Raw genomic sequence first — 19,971 nt, 5'->3', positions numbered from 1 at the left:
CAGAACCCAGGGATTGATACTCGGCGCTTCATTTTCACAGGCAGTGTCGCCCCTGATGGCAACCAAGAACTCCGAGCCCCTGGCCAGTTTCATCGACCTTCTGCTGGACGCCGTCTGCGCGGTGGATGTCGAAGGCCGCTTCGTTTTCGTCAGCGCCGCCTGCGAGCGTATTTTCGGTTACACGCCGGACGAACTGGTGGGCCGGCGCATGATCGAGCTGGTGCATCCTGCGGATCGCGCGCGCACCCTGCAGGCCGCCAATCGGATCATGGCCGGCGAGCCCATGCCCAACTTCGAGAACCGTTACCTGCGCAAGGACGGGCAGGTGGCCCATATCCTCTGGTCGGCGCGCTGGTCGGAAGTCGATCAGCTGCGTATCGCCGTGGCCCGGGATATCACTGAACGCAAGCAGGCCGAGTCGCGGCAGGCGGCGCTGTATGCAATCTCCGAAGCGGCCCATGCCGCCGAAGACCTGCTGGCGCTGTTCCGGCGGGTGCACCAGATCATCGGTGAGTGGCTGCCGGCGCTGAACTTCTCGGTGGCGCTGTACGACGAGCAATGCCAGGCCCTGAGTTTTCCCTACCATATCGACGACCACGAGCGTTGTCCGGAGCAGCCGGGCACGCTGATCGGCAGCCTGTGCGCCGAGGTGATCCGCAGCGGCCAGCCGTTGCTGCTGACCCCCGACCATCCCGGGCCGCTGCCAGAGCTGATCGCCGAGCCGCATTCTCCATGCTGGCTCGGCGTACCCTTGAATTCGCAGAAGGGCACCATCGGCGCGCTGATCGTCAAGAGCGCGCTGGGGGGCGAGCGTTACACCGAACAGGACAAGGAACTGTTGCAATACGTCTGCGCCCAGCTCGCCACCGCCATCGAGCGCAAGCAGTTGCATGCACGCCTGCAGTACATGGCCCAGTACGACCAGCTGACCCAACTGCCCAATCGCGAATTGCTGCGCGAACGCCTGCGCAGCGCCCTGGCCCGCGCTCGTCGCGAGTCTGGGCGCATGGCCTTGCTCTATGTCGACCTGGACCAGTTCAAGCAAGTCAACGACACCTTCGGCCATGCCGTGGGCGACATGCTGTTGCAGGCCGTGGCCAACCGGCTCAAGGCCTGCGTGCGCGAGAGCGATACCGTGGCGCGAATCGGCGGCGATGAATTCGTGGTGCTGCTCGGCAGCATCCAGCACGCCGAAGACGCCGCCGTCGTGGTCGGCAAGATCCGCCAGCAACTCAACCAGCCATTGCGTCTGGACGGCCATCAACTGAGCATTCTGCCGAGCATCGGCATCGGCCTGTTCCCCGAACATGGCCATGACGAAATTCAGTTGTTCAAACACGCCGACGAGGCGATGTACGCCGCCAAGCGCGCCCAGAGAAGCCCGTCCCGCGCCTGACGAAGTCGGCAGCTTGTCTGGCACCGTTCGTCGTGGCCCCGGCAACTTTTTCAAACCTTCCCTGGCCTGAAAACTCTCATGCTGTGCAGGCGCCCGCGCCGTTACCTCAACACAGGAGGCCGCTACCATGAGCTTCATGGCCACCCATTTGTCCCGCACCTGCCTCGGGCTGCTGCTGGGCCTGAGCGCCACCGCCGCGCTTGCCCAGACCCCCGCGGAGTTTATCGATGAGGCCTCGGCCCAGGGCATGGCCGAGATCGAGGCCAGTCGCCTGGCCCACCAGAAGACCTCCTCCACGGCCGTCAAGGACTACACCGTCCTGGTCATCAACGATCGCACCACCGCCAACCAGCACCTGGCGAAAATCGCCAGCAAACTCCACCTGCCCGTGGCGTCCCGGGAAGAAGTGGTCAGCCGCTCCAAGGCCCTGATCCCCGAGGTGCCGGAAGGCGAAGCCTTCGATGCCGCCTATGCCGAGAGCCAGGTCAAGGCCACCGAAGAGGCCATCGAACAGATCCAGCAGCAGGCCGCCACCAGCGACGTGCCCGAGCTCAAGGCCTTCGCCGAAGAGACCCTGCCGAAACTGCAGAATCACCTGCAAATGGCCAGGGCACTCAAGGCCGGTCGGGCCCTGGATCGGTTGGATGGTTGAGGGTGGTTCTGTCACTGGCGCCTCTCGGCTCCAGCGATGGTTGTTGCCCTGTGCGGCGGCACCTGAAATTCGGATGGCAGTAATTGCGGGGAAAATTCTTTTTGGGGGCGTCGCCACGTCTGGTTGGCCAATAACGATTTTGTCTCGGTGTTCTCTCTAAAGTGGGGTTGTCTTTCCTTGTGGCGGTTTGTGTCTAGTATCAAATGGTGGTCAGTTTGATATCACGCTAAAACACGGATCGAAACAGGTAAGAGGTCACTCATGGAATTTTTCGAAAAGCTAACCAGTCTTGCTGCCAAGGTACGTTTGCAGGGCGCCGCGATTCAGACGGAGGAAGCTACAAAGAATGCTTTTGTCATGCCCTTTATCAGCACGGTGTTGGGCTATGACGTATTCGATCCGACTGAGGTGATGCCGGAGTTTGTCTGCGATGTAGGCACTAAGAAGGGAGAGAAGATCGATTACGCAATCATGAAGGAGGGGGAGGTTCAGATCCTTATCGAGTGTAAGAAGATCGGCGAGCCGTTACATATCAATCATGCATCTCAATTGTTTCGCTACTTTCATGTCACCAGCGCACGAATTTCAATTCTCACCAATGGGCAGGTTTACAAGTTTTTCACCGACCTGGACGCCCCCAACAAAATGGATGAGAAACCCTTCCTTGAGCTGGATCTGCTTGATATCGACGAGTATTCAGTGCCGGAGCTGACCAAGCTGACCAAGTCGTCCTTTGATGTCGAGTCGATTATCAGCGCGGCAGGCGAATTGAAATACGTTAGCCAGATCAAAAAGGTGATCGCCTCTCAGGTCAGCGAGCCTGACGATGACTTCGTCAAAGTATTTGCCTCGAGGGTCTATGAGGGGGTGATTACGCAAAAAGTCCGTGAGCAGTTTTACGAGTTGACTCGAAAAGCGGTGGGGCAATTTCTCAATGACCAGATCAATGACCGTCTCAAATCGGCCATGAGTGGAACCCTTCAGCCATCCCTTTCCACTGCCTCTACCTCTGGTGTGGGTAGCCCGGATAATGCTGAGGCAGATGTTGCGGGCGATAAGGTGTTGACGACGTTGGAGGAGCTTGAGGGGTATCACATCGTGCGGGCAGTGGTTCGCTCGGTGGTCGATGCCAAACGTATCGTTCAAAGAGACACTCAGAGTTACTTCGGTATCTTGCTTGACGATAACAACCGAAAACCGATCTGCCGGTTGCACTTCAACCGCTCACAAAAGTACATCGGGATTTTTGACGAGGACAAGAACGAGACCCGTCATCCGATCAGCTCAGTTGATGAAATCTACGAGTACTCCGAGCAGCTGAAAAAGACCGTCGGGTATTACGACTAAACATCTGCATTTGGTATGAGTTAAAAAAACCGGTGTTTTACGCCGGTTTCTTTATGTCTGACTCATTCCGTCAGCGTCACCTTGATCTCCCGCTGGAAGTACCCCAGCACCTGACACTCGGTGTTGACCAGCATGAAGCTGATGGTGCAGGTTTCGACGCCGGGTTTGAGGTGGGTAACGCGCCAGAAGTGATCGTCGGCCTGGTGGGTGACCGGCTGGCTGGGATTCTCCGGATCGAGGGCCGGGACGCACTGGCCTGGCTTGACCAGCAACTCGGGCGGCGACAGTACTCCGGCGGTGCCAATGGCGATCTTGTAGATCACGACGCTGTGCTCGGCGCGCAGGGCGATGGTGCGGCCACGAATCTGGAAGGCCTGGCCGATGCTGGCGACGATGCGCAATGTGCCGTTGGTGCTGCTGGCGTCTGGCAGGTGGGCGCCACCGAGGGCGAAAATGAAGCCCTGATCGATGGTGGTCGGATCGTCCGGTGTCTGGCTCGGTTGCGGGTAGCGCGAGAGTAGCGTCTCGGCGTCGACGATGAGTAACAGATGGGCCAGCACTGTTGCTGGAACTGAAGAGTCGGTGGACATCACGCTTTCCTTTCATGATGTTGGCGAGCAGCAACGGCTCCAGCTTGGGTGAGACATCCTGTTTCAGCCGGGGCGCTCGCAGGGCGGGTTGGCCCCTTGTCGCCAAGGGGCCGCTTGCATCAGTTGCGAATGGTGATGAACGGATCCCACGAGCAGCAACCGACGATCTGGCAGTTACGGTCCACGATCAGGAAGTTGAAGTGGTAGGTGACACTGCCGCAGGCCAGGGTTTCGGACGACCAGTAGTAGTTGTCCACTTTCTGACAGCTTGGCACCGACGGGTTGCTGGTGTTGGGGACGGCCACGCAGGCGGTGGCCTTGCGTGGAGTCGGGGTGGAAATCAGGTCGTTGCCCTGGCCACCGATGAACTTGTAGAACACCACCGCGGTTTCGAAACTCTGCGACAGGCTGGTTTCGCGCCAGCGGATCAGGTCGCCGACCTGGGCCTTGAGGTTGAGCTCACCACCGGCCTGGCCGCTGACGACGTTGTTCTGGTTGGTCACCATATAGACATGGTTGACGTCGATCAGCGTCGGCGCAGCCGGGTTCTTGCTGATGTTCGGGTAGTTTTTCAGGATGGTTTCAGTGTCGATCGAAACGAGAATATCCGTGACTCGAGACATGGTGAAGCTCCTTTTCAGAGTAAGTGTCCGGCGTCTGCCAGAGACAACAACGTGAATGCCTTGCGGCCGTTGCATGTGCGCACTTCCTTGCGGAACCCGTCTGTCACGGATACGAGCTGGCCTGGCTCCCTGCCTACTGTCTGACGGCCCGGGTTCCTTCCAACAGGCCGCGCCTGGACTATAGATCGCCCCCAGGAACTGTCAAAAAGGACAGCCTTGCTCGCGACAGGCGGTCATTTTTTGGCATAAGTACCGGCCGATTGGCGATAAGAAAGCGCCCTTCAAGAGCCGTTTGACGGATTGGCCTCAGCCGCCGATTTCCCGCAGGAATGCCGCTTGTGCCCGTGGGCAGGTGAGGATGCTGTAGCGCGTGGTGCGTGAGACTTTTTCGTCGCGAAAGCGCTGGTACACCGGCTGGAATACCCTGCGATCCAGGTTCGGGTGCTCCGCGTTCAGGTAGGTCTCGCAGAGCCGGTCGTAGTCCTGCTGCGAGATGAACCGCTGGAACCAGAAACGGTAGAAGTAACCCAGCAGGAAACCCAGGCTGAAGTCGCGGTCGAGTACCGAGTGGGCGCAGCACTCGAAGTCGATCAGGCGCAGCCGGCCATCGGCGGCCAGCAGAATGTTCTTAGGGTGTGGGTCCATGTGCACGAAGTCGTCGTCGAGCATCTGGCCGAACAGGCGAAAGATTTGCGGCAACAGCGTTTGCGCCTGCTCGGGATGGGCGAGCAACTGGTCGTCGACGCTGCGATGGTCCGGCCAGAAACCCACCAGCAAGTACTCGTCGCGCAGGAACGGAAAGCGCCCCTTGTAGCCGAATGCCGAGACCTGGGGCGAGAGGGCGGATTTGGCCGACACCACCGACAGGTTGATGAATTCATTGGTCAGGTCGTGCAGGCCGAAGCTGCGCTTGAGCCCGAGGAAGTTCTGCAGCTGCTTTTTCCAGTGGGTCAGGCGGTTGTGCTTGAGCACCCATTGGCGTTCGCCTTCGAGCAGGAACACGCCCCGGGTGTCTTCCGGGATATCCAGCGTCGGATAGTGCTCGGGCGATACAAAAAAACGGCGGATCAGCGGGGCCAGTTCCTGTCGATGGGAGGGATCGAAATGGAAGGTGATGCCATCGATCCGCTGCCGATGCAGCGTCCGGGTGAGGCTCCTGAGGTGAAGCATGTGGGGCTCCTGGTTGTGGACTGCGAACGAGGGGGAGCGGTGAACCGGCGCTGGGGCGCGAGCCGCAAGGGCGCGCATCATAATTCAACGTGGGCCCGGGCGTTGGCGAAATTCACCCGGGGGCCTTGTGTGCCCTGGCTAGAACACCGCCGCGGTTTCGAAGCTCTGCGACAGGCTGGTTTGGCGCCAGCGGATCAGACTGCTTTATCGACGAACACACACCTTCACACTCGAAAACAGAGTTTTTCTGGAGGGCCCTGGTACTCGGGTTTACCGTGGCTTGAGGAGCGCGACACAGGGAGCGCGAGCAGGCTCAGGAGTGAACACAATGTCCAGCGTTACCCAGTCCCGTGCGGTCGCTCTCTATCATCAGGCAGAAGACCTTTTTTTCTCGGCCATTTCACAACAGAACTGGCATTTTGATGACAGCCTTGCGGCGTACTGCACGGGGGTCGTCGCCAGCAGCCTGAACCTGCTGTTCGTCAAGCGACCGGGGCCGGATCTGGCGTCGGGGCTGCTTGCAGGCATCGGGTTTCTCGAGCGCGCGGGGCTGCCTTTTTGCGTGGTCGTGCACGATGAGCTGGTGGCGCAGGTCCGTGGCCTGCTGCTGGAGCAGCATTGGTTGGAAGGCGATAGAACCACGTCGATGTGGGTCGATCTGAGCGTCCATGAACTGCCACCGGATAGGGCTGCGCGCTTCGACATTCGCCGTACCGATGAGCAACTCGAGGATTGGGCCGGACCGGTGGAAAGTGCTTTCGAGTCGGGCGATGCGGGAGCGGGGCAATACCTGGCCCGGCACCGAGTGGCGCTGCAGAACGGCCAGCCGCTGGTGCATTTCACCCTGTATGAGCAGTCGCTGCCCGTCAGTTCGCTGACCCTGTCGTTGGGGCAGGCGGTGGCGCGTCTGGATGACATCGGCACCCGACCCGAGTACCAGGGCCGGGGCTACGCCAGCGCATTGATTCGACAGGCACTGGCGTATGCGAAAAACCAGGGGATGAGCCTATGTGTGCTGGAGGCCTCCCAGGAGGGGCTGTCGATCTACCGCAAGGCGGGTTTCGGCACGTTGTTCGAGTACACGACCTTCTACCGCGAGTGAGCAGAGGTGGGCAAACACCTCGCTCAATGCGCGGCATTCTGCCGGAACTGCCGCGGGCTGACGCCGGTCAGGGCCTTGAACTGGCGGCTGAAGGCACTGTGGTCGGTGTAGCCGCACTGCAGGGCGACATCGGTGATCGGCAGCTCGCCCTGCAGCAGGCGCGAGGCATGTTCCAGGCGCACCTTGTGGATCATCTGGCGCGGGGTGAGGTGGAAGATGCGCTTGCAGTAGCGTTCCAGCTGGGCGATGGACAAGTCGGCGATATGGGTCAGGTCGTCCAGGCGAATGGCTTCGTTGTAGTGCTCGCGGATATGCCGGTCCACCGCGGCCAGGCGTTCGTAGGCCGGGTGGGCATCGCGGGCGGCCTGCAGGTCGAGGGAGATGCCGGCCATGCCGATGATCCGCCCGTCGCGCCCGTGCAGCGGCAGTTTGTGGGTCAGGCACCAGCCGGGCTCGCGGCTGCCGTACAGGTGCAGTTCCAGCTGGCCCTTGATGGTGATGCCCTGGCGCAGCACGCGCTGGTCCTGCTCGGTGTAGACCGGGCCGAGCACCGCGGGAAACACCTCGGCCGAGGTCTTGCCCAACAGCGGCGCGACGTTCTTGAAGCCGCAGCGCTGGGCCAGGGTCAGGTTGGCGCTGAGGTAGCGGGCCTGCAGGTCCTTGATGAAAAACACCGCGTTGGGCAGGGTGTCGAGCAGTGGGAGTACCAGGGCCATGCTGTCCAGGAGGGCGTGGATGTCCTCGGGCCGATGGCTGGCGATGGCGTCGGGCAGGTGGTGCAGCTGAGCGGTGTCGATCATCGAGGGCTGCTCTTTTCAGGGGGCAGGGCGCGCCCCGCGACTGTGGGTCTATTCGTCGATCCTTGACGCTGCCGGAGCGTTGCCCGGCCTGGGGCTCATTTCATGCTGGGCGTCGGTAACTCCATCAGCAAGGTTTCGATCCGCGCCGGCACCAGGGGCGGCCTGGGTGTCGGCGGGTTCCAGCCGAACAGGGCCTGGGCCGCGGTGGCGCAGACCCGCCCCTGGCAGGCGCCCATGCCGCAGCGGCTGTGCAGCTTGGCTTGGTTCCAGTCCGCCTTGCCCGCCACCGCAGCGTAGGGCACATCCTCGCAGCGGCACAGCAGCGTATCAGGTCGCGCCAGGCGCAGAAGCTGCGGTTTGAGGGCGAAGGTTTCACGTACCCGGTCGGCGAAGGCCTGCCAATGGGCCCGGCGATGAGTCAGGGCGACGGCCTGTCGAGTCTGTCCGCTGGCGACCAGCCCGGCGATCTCGCCTTCGATCCTCGCCAGTTCGCTACCGCCGACCCCGGTGCATTCGCCCGCCGCGTAGACCTGGGCGAGGCTGGTGCCCTGGTAGCGGTCCACCGCGATGGCATTGCCCTGCAACTGACAACCCAGATGGCTGGCCAGGGCGGTGTTGGGCACCAGGCCGAAACCGCAGGCGAGGCGCTCGCAAGGGATTTCCCGAATCTGTTGGCCCTGCTGGATGCGCACCGCTTCCAGGCGCTGTTCGCCCAGGGCTTCGAGCACATGGGCGTTGCAGCGATAGGCCAGGGTCGCCAGCCCGGCGGCCTGGCCGAGCTTGGCCGGCCAGCGCCAGAGCCCGGCGGCGAAGGGCGCCAGGGCGCTGATGGGCGCCTGTTCCACCACCGCCTCGACCCGGGCGCCGGCCTGGCGGGCGCTGGCGGCGCTGGCCAGGAGCAGCGGCCCGCTGCCGGCGATGACCACCCGCTCGCCCGCCACCGGCAGGCCGTTTTTCAGCAGGGCCTGCAAGGCCCCCGCGCCCGTCACCCCGGGCAAGGTCCAGCCGGGGAAGGGCAGCAACAGTTCGCGGGCGCCGCAACAGAGGATCAGGCTCCGGTAGCGGACGAGCAGCGCCTGTTCGGTATTTTCCAGCAGCAGGGTATTGGCCCCGGCGCCGGCCACCACCCGGGTGCCCGGCAGGTAGCGCAGCCGGGGATGCTCCAGCACCTGCAAGGCTTCGCGCACGATAGCGCTGGGTGTGGCGCCGGGCCCCTGGCGCCAGATCTGGCCGCCGGGGCGCGGGTTGTCATCGAGCAGGACGATGGACTGTTCGCTGCGGCTCGCCGCCCTGGCCGCCGCCAGGCCTGCCGGGCCACTGCCGACGATCAGGATGTCGCAGTTCAGGTGCTGTGGGCTCATGGCGTGCGCTCCACGTGCATGCCTTCGCGGCACAGGGTCTGGCAGGCCAGTTGCCGCCGGCCGTCGATGGTCATGCGGCATTCCTGGCAGATGCCCATGCCACAGAAGGGCGCCCTGGGCTGGCCAGTGCAGGAGGTTCGGGTGCGCTCGTCGCCGCTGGCGGCGAGGGCGGCGGCCACGCTCAGGCCAGCGCCTACGCTCAGTGCCTGATGGTCCAGGTAGATGATCATGGGGCGGTTCCAGTCAGAGGGACATTCAGCTTGGGAAAGCGTTCGGGCCGGTAAGGATGGGCGTCGATGTCCGGGCGTTCGCCGAGCATCAGGCTGGTCAGCAGGCGGCCGCTGCCGGGGGCGGTGGTGACGCCCAGGCCTTCATGGCCGACCGCCAGCCACAGGCCTTTTTCCTGGGGATGTTGGCCGAGGATCGGCAGGCCGTCCGGGGTGGCGGCGCGAAAGCCGGTCCAGGCGCGGATGCCGTTCAACTGCGCCAGCGCCGGCAGATAGCTCACGGCCCGTTGCAACATCGGTGTCAGCACCTCGAGCTCGATGGCCGGGTCGAGGCTGTCGAACTGCCGGGACGAGCCGATCAGCAATTGCCCGGTCGGCCGCGGCTGCACATTGAACGCCACCGAGGTGCCGTTGCTGGCGTGGGCGCTGGCGGCGTAGCCGAGTTCCACCAGCTGGTGGGACACCTGTCGCGGGTAACGATCGGTAATCAGCAGGTGGCCCTTCTTCGCTCGCAACGGCAACTCCGGCAGCAGCTCGCGCGCCGCCAGACCATTGGCCAGTACCACGTACTCGGCCCGCAATACCCGGCCGTCCTCCAGTTCCACACGCTGGGCGGCGACGGCCCTGACGGTGGCGCGCTCGCAACGGATCCCCGGCGTCTCGTGCAGCAGCCAGTGGGCGGTGGCCGGGGCGTAGAGGATGCCGTCGCCGGGGATCTTCAAGGCCCCGCCAAGACCGCTGCGCAACATGGGTTCGAGTGCCGCCAGGGTGGCGCTGTCGAGCAGCTCGCCGGCCACGCCCTGTCGGGCCAGGGTGGCCTGTTTGGCCCGGGCCAGGTCCATTTCCACGGCGTTCGCGGCCAGCCACAGGGTGCCGCAATTGCGGTAGGCGCAGGCGGCCGGCAGGCGGGCGCGCAACGAGTTCCACAGGTTGATGGAGTAGTGACTCAGCGCCAGTTCGGCGCTGTTGTCGTCCATCGCCACCAGGTGCCCCATGCCTGCGCCGGTGGCGCCGCCGCTGGCGTTGTCGAGCACCCGCACCCGCAGCCCGCGGCGGGCCATTTCGTGGGCACAGGCGGCACCGACTATGCCGCCACCAATCACCAGGACATCGGCTTCGGCCGGCTCGCTCACGAGACGATGCCCCAGGCGAAGGGGTCGCTGTCTTCGATCAGCAAGGTGGCTTCGGCGCTGATATGGGCGCTGCCGCGAATGGTCGGGACTATCTGTTCGTCCACCTGCTCGTAGCTGGCGCTGAACTGGCTGCCGATCACGCTGGCCTGGCGCCAGGTCGCGCCGGGGGCCAGTTTGCCGTCGGCGGCCAGGCAGGCCAGCTTGGCGCTGGTGCCGGTGCCGCAGGGTGAACGGTCGTAGGCCTTGCCGGGGCACAGCACGAAGTTGCGGCTGTCGGCGCGCTCGTCGTCGGCGAACAGCTCGATATGGTCGATCACCCCGCCGTCGGCGCCACGGATGCCGGCGGCCTCCAGGGCTTCGCGCACGGCCCAGGTGTAGTGGGTCAGGGCCTCGACGTTGTCCAGGGCGATGCGCTGGCCATGCGCGCTGATCAGAAAGAACCAGTTGCCGCCCCAGGCGATATCGCCGCGCACCTGGCCATGGCCGGGCAGTTGCAGTTCGACGCCGCTGCGATAACGGTAGGCCGGCACGTTGCGCACGCTGACCGAGAGGTCGTCGTGCAGGGTGGCGCTGACGGTACCCACCGGGGTTTCGATGCGGTGCACGCCGGGGGCGATGCGGCCCAGGTGATAGAGCGAGCGCACCAGGCCGATGGTGCCGTGGCCGCACATGCCCAGGTAACCGCTGTTGTTGAAGAAGATCACCCCGGCGCAGGCATCCGCCGCCTGGGGCTCGCAGAGCAAGGCTCCCACCAGCACGTCGCTGCCCCGTGGTTCCAGCACGCAGGCGGTGCGCCAGTGGTCATGGTGTTGTTGCAGGACGGCCAGCCGTTCAGCCATCGAACCGCTGCCCAGATCGGGAAAGCCGTCGACCACCAGGCGAGTCGGCTCGCCCCCCGTATGTGAATCGATGACGTTTATTTTTTTCATGGCAGCACCTGACGGAAAGGGCCTACAGATTCACCCGGGAAAGGGCCGGATCGCTTGTCGGTTTTCTCTGCGGCGGATGACGAAATCGGCACAGCGTGGCTTCCCGCCAACCCTGTAGCCGCTGCCGAGGCACGAGGCTGCGATCGGCTGCGCAGCAGTCGTAAACCTGGCAATTCGGTCTGTCAGGGATACCGAGGACACAGGGCTGGCGGCCGCTTCGCGCCCGATCGCAGCCTCGTGCCTCGGCAGCGGCTACGGGTGTGCGGTGGGGGTGTCGGCGCAGGGAACAGCGCGGGGACGGTCCGGGGCGATTGGGCAAATATGCCGATTTCGTCTTGCTCGGGGAGGAAAAACCTCAAGCTGCGAGGCGGCGAAAGGCGGAATCTGTTTTTCGTTTTCAACGCCTGTCGGCCCCGACCGACTCACTAACAAGGACAACACCATGAGCCGTAAAGCCATCCACTGGAGCGGGGTATTCCCTGCCGTCAGCACCCAGTTCAAACCTGACTTTTCCCTGGACCTGGACGCCACCCACACCGTCATGCGCAACCTGGTGGCCGACGGGGTGTCGGGCCTGGTGGTGTGCGGCACCGTGGGCGAAAACACCTCGTTGAGCACCGCGGAAAAACTCTCGGTGATCGAGGTCGCCAAGGACGCCGCCGGTGGTCGCGTGCCGGTGATCGCCGGGATCGCCGAGTTCACCACCGAGTTCGCCCGTAACACCGTGCGCGAAGCGGCCAAGGTCGGCGTCGACGGGGTGATGGTGATGCCGGCCCTGGTGTATTCGGCCAAGTCCCATGAAACCGCCGCGCACTTTCGCGCCATCGCCACCGGCACCGACCTGCCGGTGATGGTTTACAACAACCCGCCGATCTACAAGAACGACGTCACTCCGGACGTGCTGATCGCCCTGCAGGACTGCGAAAACATCGTCTGCTTCAAGGACTCTTCCGGCGATACCCGGCGCTTTATCGACCTGCGCAATGCCGTGGGCGACCGCTTCGTGCTGTTCGCCGGCCTGGACGACGTGGTGGTGGAAAGCATCGCCGTCGGCGCCGAAGGCTGGGTCTCCGGCATGTCCAACGCCTTCCCGAAAGAGGGCGAGACCCTGTTCCGCCTGGCCAGGGAAAAACGCTTCGAAGAAGCCCTGGCCCTGTACCGCTGGTTCATGCCGCTGCTGCACCTGGACGCGCGTCCGGACCTGGTGCAGTGCATCAAGCTCTGCGAGGAACTGGTCGGCCGCGGTTCCTCGATCACCCGTCCGCCACGCCTGGCCTTGCAGGGCGAAACCCTGGCCGAGGTCAAGGCGATAGTCGCCAAGGCCCTGGCCGAGCGCCCGGCATTGCCGGACGTCGGTCTGTAAGCCACGTCGCCGGGCGTTCCCTTGCCCTGGGCGCGCCCGGCGCCTTGCGAAGAACAATCACTGTGTTTCCCCGCGTCGGCCGCCTGTGCGCAGGCGGCCGGGGCGAGATTCGCTCTGCCTATTCCAATAACTCAATAAGAAGGCGCGCCTATGTCAGGCCAAGGCAAATTCAAGAAACAGCTTTCTCTGGTTGACCTCACTTTCATTGGCCTGGGGGCGATCTTCGGCTCCGGCTGGTTGTTCGCCGCCAGCCATGTCTCGGCCATCGCCGGGCCGGCGGGGATCTTCTCCTGGCTGCTCGGCGGTTTCGCCGTCCTGCTGCTGGGCATCGTCTACTGCGAACTGGGCGCGGCACTGCCACGAGCGGGCGGGGTGGTGCGTTATCCGGTGTTCTCCCACGGGCCGCTCTTGGGCTACCTGATGGGCTTCATTACCCTGATCGCGTTTTCCAGCCTGGTGGCCATCGAGGTGGTGGCGGCGCGGCAATACGCGGCGGCGTGGTTTCCGGGGCTGACTCACGCCGGCTCCAGCAACCCGACCCTGCTCGGCTGGCTGGTGCAGTTCGCCTTGTTGTGCCTGTTCTTCTGGCTCAACTACTCCAGCGTCAAGACCTTCGCCAAGTCCAACAACCTCATCAGCCTGTTCAAGTTCGTGGTGCCGCTGTTGGTCATCGGCGTGCTGTTCAGCTTCTTCAAACCGGACAACTTCCATGTCCAGGGTTTTGCGCCCTTCGGCTTGTCCGGCATCGAAATGGCGGTGTCCGCCGGCGGCATCATCTTCGCCTACCTGGGCCTGACCCCGATCATTTCCGTGGCCAGCGAAGTGCGCAATCCGCAGCGCACCATTCCCATCGCGCTGATTCTCTCGGTGCTGCTGTCGACCCTGATCTACGGCCTGCTGCAACTGGCGTTCCTCGGCAGCATCCCCACTGAGATGCTGGCCAACGGCTGGAGCAGCATCAGCAAGGAATTCTCCCTGCCATACCGCGACATCGCCCTGACCCTGGGCGTCGGCTGGCTGGCCTACCTGGTGGTGGCGGACGCGGTCATTTCCCCCAGCGGTTGCGGCAACATCTATATGAATGCCACGCCGCGGGTGGTGTACGGCTGGGCGAAAACCGGGACCTTCTTCAAGATCTTCACCCGCATCGACGAGCAGTCCGGCATCCCGCGCCCGGCGCTGTGGCTGACCTTCGGCCTGTCGGTGTTCTGGACCTTGCCGTTCCCGTCCTGGGAAGCGCTGATCAATGTGGTGTCCGCGGCCCTGGTGCTGAGCTACGCGATTGCCCCGATCAGCGTGGCGGCGCTGCGCAAGAGCGCGCCGGACCTGCCGCGGCCGTTCCGGGTCAGCGGCTTCGGCGTGCTGGGGCCGGTGTCCTTCGTCATCGCCGCGCTGATCGTCTACTGGTCCGGCTGGAGCACGGTGTCCTGGCTGCTGGGCCTGCAGATCCTGATGTTCTTCATCTACCTGGGGTGCAAGCGCCTGGTGCCGACCGACCACCTGAGCCTGGGGGAGCAGGTGCGCTCGTCCCTGTGGCTGATCGCCTTTTACGCCCTGACCATGGTCATTTCCTGGCAGGGCAGCTTCGGCGGCAGTGGCAGCCTCACTCACCCCTACGACACCCTGGCCGTCACCCTCATGGCCCTGGGCATCTATTACTGGGGCGCCAATACCGGCGTGCCGAGCAGCAAACTGGTGCTCGAAGGGGCAGACGAATGACTGCTGTTCAGCTCATCCACTCAGATCACGCCATTTATTCAGGGAGATAACCCTATGCCTGTAACCGGACAATTGCTGATCGGCCAAACCCCCGTGCGTGGCGCCCACGGCGCAGTGCAGGCCCTGGCCGCCGCCACCGGCGAGGTCCTGGCACCGAGCTTCGGCGGTGCCGGGCCGCAAGACCTGGAGTGCGCCTGCGCCCTGGCCGATGCCGCGTTCGACCGCTATCGGGAAACCAGCCTGGAGCAACGGGCGGCGTTTCTGGAGAGCATCGCCGGCAACATCCTCGCCCTGGGCGACGAGCTGATCGAGCGCTGCATGGCCGAGACCGGCCTGCCCCGGGCCCGCCTGGAAGGCGAGCGCGGGCGCACCGTTGGCCAGTTGCGCCTGTTCGCCGCGGTGGTGCGCGACGGCAGCTTCCTGGAGGCGCGTATCGAGCCGGCCCAGCCCGAGCGCCAGCCCCTGCCCAAGGTGGACCTGCGTTTGCGCCAGATCGCCATCGGCCCGGTGGCGGTGTTCGGCGCCTCGAACTTTCCCCTGGCGTTTTCCGTGGCCGGCGGCGACACCGCCTCGGCCCTGGCCGCCGGTTGCCCAGTGGTGGTCAAGGCGCATTCGGCGCACCTCGGCACTTCGGAGCTGGTGGGGCAGGCGATCCAGCAGGCAGTGCACAGCCACGCTTTGCCGGAAGGGGTGTTTTCGCTGCTGTTCGACTCTGGCCGCAGCATCGGCCAGGGGCTGGTGGCGGATCGGCGGATCAAGGCGGTGGGTTTTACCGGTTCGCGCACTGGCGGCGTGGCGCTGATGAAGATCGCCGCGGCCCGTGAGGAACCGATCCCGGTCTATGCCGAAATGAGTTCGATCAACCCCGTGCTGCTGTTGGCCCATGGGCTGGCCGAGCGCGGCGCCGATATCGCCAGGGCCTTTGTCGGCTCCCTGACCCTGGGCGCCGGCCAGTTCTGTACCAACCCCGGGCTGGTCCTGGCGGTCGACAGCCCACCGCTGCGGGCATTCGAAGCCGCGGCGGCAGCGGCGCTCAAGGAGGCACCCGCGCAGACCATGCTCACGCCGGGCATCCATGCCAGCTACCGCCAGGGCGTCGAGCGGCTGCTGCAGCATTCCGAGGTGGAGAGGCTAGGGCAGGGCCATGACGGCGAGCGCTATCAGGCCCGAGCGGCCTTGTTCGCCACCTCGGCCGAGGCCTTCATGGCCCGGCCGCAGTTGCGGGAAGAGGTCTTCGGCCCGGCGTCGTTGATCGTGCGTTGCCGGGATACGGCGCAGATGAAGGCGCTGGTGGAGGGTCTGGAAGGTCAACTGACCATCGCCCTGCACCTGGGCGACGCCGATCATCCCCAGGCCCGTGAGCTGCTGCCATTGCTGGAGCGCAAGGCCGGGCGCCTGCTGGTCAACGGTTTCGGCACCGGGGTCGAGGTCGGCCATGCCATGGTCCATGGCGGTCCGTTCCCGGCCACTTCCGACCCCCGCACCACCTCGGTGGGCAGCCTGGCGATCCAGCGGTTCCTGCGTCCGGTGTCCTACCAGGACCTACCGCCAGGGTTGTTGCCACCGGCCTTGGGCAACGACAACCCGCTGCGCATCCCGCAACGCCTCAACGGCCTGCGTCCGACCTGAGCCGCCACCTATAGCCGCCGAAGGCTGCAGGCCTTCGGCGATCTCACTGTCAAATTCCTAGGGCCAGGAGTCTCCATGTCCGATCTCGTCACCCTTTCCCTCGCCGACGTCTATGCCCTGTCCCTCAAGGTCCTGACCCGTCACGGCCTGTCCGACGCCCATGCCCGGGCCATTGCCGAGGTCATCACCCAGGGGCAGCGCGACGAATGCCATTCCCACGGGGTGTACCGCCTGCTGGGTTGCGTGCGTTCGGTACGCGAGGGCAAGGTCGACCCGCTGGCCGAGCCGAGCCTGCGCCAGGTTTCCGCCGGCGTGCTGGAGGTGGATGCGCACTACGGTTATTCCTTGCTGGCGTTCCAGACCGGTCTTCCGTTGCTGGCGGAAAAGGCCCGTCGCCAGGGGCTCGCGGCCATGGCGATCAAGCGCTGTTTCCACTTCTCGGCGCTGTGGCCGGAGGTCGAAGCCATAGCCGCCGCGGGGCTGGTGGGCATCGCCATGAACCCCAGCCACAGCTGGGTGGCGCCGGCCGGTGGCAGCAAGCCGGTGTTCGGCACCAACCCGCTGGCCTTCGCCTGGCCGCGGCCCGGGGGCCAGCCGTTCGTGTTCGACTTCGCCACCAGCGCCATCGCCCGGGGCGATATCGAACTGCATGCGCGGCAGGGCAAAGCCATCCCCGAGCATTGGGCCATCGATGCCCAAGGCCGAGCCACCACCGATGCCCAGGCCGCCCTGCAAGGCGCCATGCAAACCTTCGGCGGCCACAAGGGGTCGGCCCTGGCGGCGATGATCGAACTGCTGGCCGGCGCCCTGATCGGCGACCTCACCAGCGCCGAGTCCATGGCCTTCGACGCCGGCGTCGGCGCCGCGCCCTGCCATGGCGAGTTGATCCTGGCGTTCGACCCCAAGGTGTTTCTGGGGGAGGACTACCCGCAAGGCCTGGAGCGCGCCGAACGACTGTTCACCGCCATCACCGCGCAAGGCGCCCGGTTGCCGTCGCAGCGACGCTTCGAGGCCCGGGCCCGCAGCGTGCAGCACGGCGTGCACATCCCTCGGGCGCTGTTCGATGATATTCAGGCGTTGTTGGACCAATAGTCGCGATTCTTATCGCGAGCTTGCTGGCGATAAGGTCGTTACAGACGTTGGTGTACCCAGATTAACGGTCTCTTGTTGAAGGCCGCTGTTATCGCGAACAAGCTCGCCTACAGAGAGGTGCCGTGACCGTTCAACAAGTGATCGTTTCAGTTTCAGGCTATGAATGGACGTCTTCTGGAATCGGCATGCCAATACAACGCTCGAATATCAAACTCAGAGGGTGATCATCACCGTGGAATGAGCTGATGTTGGCTGCAATCCACTCCTGTTGATCAACCGCCCACCAATCGATTTGATAGCCGGCGTTGACAATGATCCATTCGAAAAGGATGCGCTGGGTTCGCCCGTTGCCTTCTCTAAAGGGATGTAGGACGTTGAGCGTTCCGTAAGACTCGGCGCAGGCAATGATCAGGTGTTCACGTGAATAACCTTCAAACCAGCCTGCTGTCCTGAGCCGACTGAATTCTCTGGTCGCTTCCGGTTCGATGCGTTCCGGGATACAGAACTGATTGCCACCCTTACTTATCTTCACGGTTCTCAGTTCGCCTGCCCAACTGTAGATCTGCGAAAACAGCGTGTGATGGATGTCTTTCAAGGTTGCCAGGCTGTAGGGCGGCTCCTGGAATTCGAACTGCGTTGCGCACTTCTCGGTGAGATAACGTTCAGCCTCGTTGAGGTCTTGCTCGTCACGTAAATCCAGAAGGTTTTTCAGGACATCGGTTCCCGGGTAGCAATCCGGGTCATGGCCAACACCGTACTTGTCAATATTCACGCTTTGAGTTGTTGAACGGCTTTGAGCGCTGCTTGGCGGGAGGGCAGTTTGCATTCCTCATCGTTGATCGATGCGGAGAAACCTTCAAGGCGCAAACTGGCGCTGAAGTTGGATTTACGGTGCTTGGCGAAGTAGGCTTTTTTAGCTTGAAAACTCAGCTTTTCCATATCAGGCCCCTCTGTGCGAGTGATGTGAAAGTATAACCGAGCAGAAGTTACTTCGTTGCTATCGTTCATCGCTCGTATCAATCATTACCGAATACGGATATCCAGTTGATGAACCTGCATTTCGAAACCCCCAACCTGCTGCTGCGTCCACGCACCCTGGAACACTTCGAGGACTGCATCGCCATGGACCTCGATCCGCAGGTCACCCGTTACCTTCCTGGCTCCTGGGATGGCGGTCAGTGGCACCGCGATTTCGTGCGTTCGCGCATGGAACGCGACTTCGGCGAGTCCTGCGGCTATTGGGCGATCTTTGCCAAGTCCGCGCCGCAGGCGTTTCTCGGTTGGATATCGTTCATTCCCTACGAGGGCGTCGGCCCCGAGCTGGAAATGGGCTGGCGCCTGGTGCGGCGGGCGTGGGGCAGGGGGATTGCGTCCGAGGCGGCCGGGCGCATCGTCGAGCATGCCTTTCTCGGGGCCGGGGTCGAACGCATCGTGGCCGATGCCCATGCCTTGAACGAGGCCTCGCTGGGGGTGGCGCGCAAGCTCGGTTTTCGTTTTGTGCGCGATGGCGAGTTCGACGGGCTGCCGAGCAAGTTCTTCGAGATGACCCGGGCGGATTTCGTCGCGCGCAGGTCTTGATCTTGCGCTTGTGACTCCCCGCTGGTCGCCACTTCACGGTCGTCCTGTGCCTGCTGCTTTCAGGTTCAGCAAACAGACAGTCGCGAACTGCTAAAACAGGCCCCACGCCTGGCAGGAGCCGGGTGGTTGGAGGGGGCGTCATCAGCGGTTCAGAGGTCGGCGATTACGCCGGGGAGGCAGCATGTTGTTACGTTACACGGCTCTGGTGGCGGTGGTCGTAGTGGCCTCCGGATGTGTGCAGGAACGGGTGGTGCATGAGCGGCGCGTGGTCGAGCGCGAGGCGCCGGTGGCCTACGTCGAGGTGGTTGCGCCGCGGCCGCCGCCGGTACGGGTCATCGAAGTCGAGCCCATGCATCGCCCGGGTTATGTCTGGTCCCGGGCTTACTGGCACTGGGATGGCCGGCAGTATGTGGCGATCCATGGGCACTGGGAGACCTTACGTCCCGGTCACCATTATGTGCACCCGTACTGGGAGCCTCGCGGCGACGGCTGGCACCTGCATGCGGGTGGCTGGGCAGGTTGAGCACAGGCCAGCCCTGAAAAACGACCCGTACGGGTCGTTTTTCTTGCCCGGCAACTGCTGCTGGACTCAGGAGCGCCACGGGCCCTCGGGCAGTTCGACCTGGCGCTCCGCCGCCGCCAGGGCAGCCCGCAACCCTGCCTTATCCAGCGGGAAGCAATACGCCGGTTTGGCCCGTTCGAAGCGCCAGCTGTCCGCCAGGCTGCCGCCATCCACCGCGTCGAACCCCAGCTCGTCCAGCAGTTGCACCGCCTGCGCCTTGGCCTGGGGGTCATCGCCGGCGATGGGTAGGGCACGGCGATCGGGGGCGCCACCGGGGCGGGTGTCGGTCAGCAGGTCCTGGGCGAGGATGGCATTGAACGCTTTCACCACCCTGGCGCCCTCCAGGTGCTCGGCGAGCAACTGGCTGGTGGTGGTTTCAAAGCGGTCCAGGGCCTCGATCCGGCCGTCGCGGTCCGGGTAATAGTTGTTGGCGTCCAGCACCGTCTTGCCGGCCAGCAGGGCCGGGGGCAGGCTGCGGTAATGGGCCAGCGGAATGGCCACCACCACAAGTTCTGCAAAACCTATGGCGTCTTCGACGCTGCCGATGCGGCTGCCACGGATACCGCTGGCCACGCTGCTCAGGGTCTGTGGGCCGCGGGAGTTGCTGAGCATCACCTCATGCCCCGCCGCCAGGGCCAATTGCGCCACGGCGCGCCCGATGAATCCTGCTCCGATAATGCCGATACGCATGTCCATGC

General features: G+C 64.0%; 21 protein-coding genes. 10 read left to right on the top strand and 11 right to left on the bottom strand.

Translation table 11 applies throughout. From position 1 onward, the window contains the following. Positions 1-55 precede the first annotated feature (55 nt). The 3 genes from ACQKQA_RS08780 to ACQKQA_RS08770 all read left to right on the top strand — a co-directional run bounded on the left by ACQKQA_RS08780 (position 56) and on the right by ACQKQA_RS08770 (position 3,395). Complete coding sequence (locus tag ACQKQA_RS08780) at positions 56-1,396, top strand: diguanylate cyclase domain-containing protein (RefSeq protein ID WP_427555606.1); 1,341 nt, start codon at positions 56-58, stop codon at positions 1,394-1,396. A gap of 127 nt (positions 1,397-1,523) precedes the next feature. Next, complete coding sequence (locus ACQKQA_RS08775) at positions 1,524-2,048, top strand: DUF4142 domain-containing protein (protein ID WP_427555604.1); 525 nt, start codon at positions 1,524-1,526, stop codon at positions 2,046-2,048. 261 nt (positions 2,049-2,309) lie between these two features. Beyond that, positions 2,310-3,395 carry a type I restriction endonuclease gene (locus ACQKQA_RS08770; RefSeq protein WP_427555601.1) on the top strand — a complete coding sequence of 362 codons (1,086 nt, stop codon included), beginning with the start codon at positions 2,310-2,312 and terminating at the stop codon, positions 3,393-3,395. 62 nt (positions 3,396-3,457) lie between these two features. Here the strand turns inward: ACQKQA_RS08770 and ACQKQA_RS08765 are convergent, their stop codons facing one another. From ACQKQA_RS08765 to ACQKQA_RS08755, 3 genes are all read right to left on the bottom strand, one after another. Beyond that, the gene (locus ACQKQA_RS08765) at positions 3,458-3,985 is read right to left on the bottom strand and encodes an AidA/PixA family protein (protein WP_427555598.1); all 528 of its coding nucleotides are present in this window, start codon (positions 3,983-3,985) and stop codon (positions 3,458-3,460) included. Between the two features lie 119 nt (positions 3,986-4,104). Further along, entirely contained in the window at positions 4,105-4,608 is a 504-nt protein-coding gene (locus ACQKQA_RS08760; protein WP_427555596.1) for an inclusion body family protein, read from the bottom strand. A gap of 306 nt (positions 4,609-4,914) precedes the next feature. Continuing rightward, entirely contained in the window at positions 4,915-5,778 is an 864-nt protein-coding gene (locus ACQKQA_RS08755; RefSeq protein ID WP_427555593.1) for a phosphotransferase family protein, read from the bottom strand. 328 nt (positions 5,779-6,106) lie between these two features. Here ACQKQA_RS08755 and ACQKQA_RS08750 point away from each other — a divergent pair, with 328 nt between their 5' ends. Next, on the top strand, positions 6,107-6,880 hold the full coding sequence (locus tag ACQKQA_RS08750) for a GNAT family N-acetyltransferase (RefSeq protein WP_427555590.1): 774 nt from the start codon (positions 6,107-6,109) through the stop codon (positions 6,878-6,880). Between the two features lie 23 nt (positions 6,881-6,903). Here ACQKQA_RS08750 and ACQKQA_RS08745 read toward each other — a convergent pair whose 3' ends face one another. From ACQKQA_RS08745 to ACQKQA_RS08725, 5 genes are all read right to left on the bottom strand, one after another. Continuing rightward, positions 6,904-7,680: a helix-turn-helix domain-containing protein gene (locus ACQKQA_RS08745; protein ID WP_427555588.1), complete on the bottom strand. Its 777-nt coding sequence runs from the start codon at positions 7,678-7,680 to the stop codon at positions 6,904-6,906. Positions 7,681-7,775: 95 nt separating this feature from the next. Beyond that, the gene (locus ACQKQA_RS08740; protein ID WP_427555586.1) at positions 7,776-9,041 is read right to left on the bottom strand and encodes an FAD-dependent oxidoreductase; all 1,266 of its coding nucleotides are present in this window, start codon (positions 9,039-9,041) and stop codon (positions 7,776-7,778) included. Then, on the bottom strand, positions 9,038-9,271 hold the full coding sequence (locus tag ACQKQA_RS08735; protein WP_427555583.1) for a 2Fe-2S iron-sulfur cluster-binding protein: 234 nt from the start codon (positions 9,269-9,271) through the stop codon (positions 9,038-9,040). The genes ACQKQA_RS08740 and ACQKQA_RS08735 overlap by 4 nt, the downstream gene beginning before the upstream one ends. After that, entirely contained in the window at positions 9,268-10,401 is a 1,134-nt protein-coding gene (locus tag ACQKQA_RS08730; protein WP_427555581.1) for an NAD(P)/FAD-dependent oxidoreductase, read from the bottom strand. Before ACQKQA_RS08730 ends, ACQKQA_RS08735 begins: the two co-directional genes overlap by 4 nt. Further along, positions 10,398-11,330, bottom strand: coding sequence for a 4-hydroxyproline epimerase (locus tag ACQKQA_RS08725; protein WP_427555578.1), 933 nt, complete (start codon positions 11,328-11,330; stop codon positions 10,398-10,400). The genes ACQKQA_RS08730 and ACQKQA_RS08725 overlap by 4 nt, the downstream gene beginning before the upstream one ends. 442 nt (positions 11,331-11,772) lie before the next feature. Between ACQKQA_RS08725 and ACQKQA_RS08720 the strand changes: the two genes are divergently transcribed. The 4 genes from ACQKQA_RS08720 (at position 11,773) to ACQKQA_RS08705 (ending at position 17,133) form a co-directional block, all read left to right on the top strand. Continuing rightward, positions 11,773-12,693 (top strand): dihydrodipicolinate synthase family protein, encoded by a 921-nt coding sequence (locus tag ACQKQA_RS08720; protein WP_427555576.1) that lies wholly within the window; start codon positions 11,773-11,775, stop codon positions 12,691-12,693. Positions 12,694-12,843: 150 nt separating this feature from the next. Next, positions 12,844-14,412 (top strand): APC family permease, encoded by a 1,569-nt coding sequence (locus tag ACQKQA_RS08715; RefSeq protein ID WP_427555574.1) that lies wholly within the window; start codon positions 12,844-12,846, stop codon positions 14,410-14,412. 54 nt (positions 14,413-14,466) lie between these two features. Further along, positions 14,467-16,041 carry an aldehyde dehydrogenase (NADP(+)) gene (locus tag ACQKQA_RS08710; protein WP_427555571.1) on the top strand — a complete coding sequence of 525 codons (1,575 nt, stop codon included), beginning with the start codon at positions 14,467-14,469 and terminating at the stop codon, positions 16,039-16,041. A gap of 75 nt (positions 16,042-16,116) precedes the next feature. Next, positions 16,117-17,133 (top strand): Ldh family oxidoreductase, encoded by a 1,017-nt coding sequence (locus ACQKQA_RS08705; protein WP_427555569.1) that lies wholly within the window; start codon positions 16,117-16,119, stop codon positions 17,131-17,133. A gap of 157 nt (positions 17,134-17,290) precedes the next feature. On the opposite strand, the gene ACQKQA_RS08700 is transcribed toward ACQKQA_RS08705, so the two are convergent. Both ACQKQA_RS08700 and ACQKQA_RS08695 read right to left on the bottom strand, forming a co-directional pair. Continuing rightward, positions 17,291-17,905 carry a Fic/DOC family protein gene (locus tag ACQKQA_RS08700; RefSeq protein WP_427555567.1) on the bottom strand — a complete coding sequence of 205 codons (615 nt, stop codon included), beginning with the start codon at positions 17,903-17,905 and terminating at the stop codon, positions 17,291-17,293. Then, entirely contained in the window at positions 17,902-18,072 is a 171-nt protein-coding gene (locus ACQKQA_RS08695) for a YhfG family protein (RefSeq protein ID WP_427555566.1), read from the bottom strand. The genes ACQKQA_RS08700 and ACQKQA_RS08695 overlap by 4 nt, the downstream gene beginning before the upstream one ends. A gap of 108 nt (positions 18,073-18,180) precedes the next feature. Between ACQKQA_RS08695 and ACQKQA_RS08690 the strand changes: the two genes are divergently transcribed. Together ACQKQA_RS08690 and ACQKQA_RS08685 are read left to right on the top strand one after the other, a co-directional pair. After that, the gene (locus tag ACQKQA_RS08690; protein ID WP_427555563.1) at positions 18,181-18,711 is read left to right on the top strand and encodes a GNAT family N-acetyltransferase; all 531 of its coding nucleotides are present in this window, start codon (positions 18,181-18,183) and stop codon (positions 18,709-18,711) included. A gap of 181 nt (positions 18,712-18,892) precedes the next feature. Continuing rightward, a complete protein-coding gene (locus ACQKQA_RS08685) occupies positions 18,893-19,234 on the top strand; it encodes a YXWGXW repeat-containing protein (protein ID WP_427555560.1) in 342 nt (113 codons plus the stop codon). 66 nt (positions 19,235-19,300) lie between these two features. Here ACQKQA_RS08685 and ACQKQA_RS08680 read toward each other — a convergent pair whose 3' ends face one another. Then, a complete protein-coding gene (locus ACQKQA_RS08680; RefSeq protein ID WP_427555557.1) occupies positions 19,301-19,963 on the bottom strand; it encodes an NADPH-dependent F420 reductase in 663 nt (220 codons plus the stop codon). Between the last annotated feature and the right edge of the window lie 8 nt (positions 19,964-19,971).

It is taken from the genome of Pseudomonas sp. NPDC089530 (assembly GCF_050280705.1).
In the GTDB taxonomy this organism is placed as follows: domain Bacteria; phylum Pseudomonadota; class Gammaproteobacteria; order Pseudomonadales; family Pseudomonadaceae; genus Aquipseudomonas.
The sequence above is the reverse complement of the archived record's forward strand: the minus strand, read 5'-3'. Positions and strand labels throughout refer to the sequence as shown.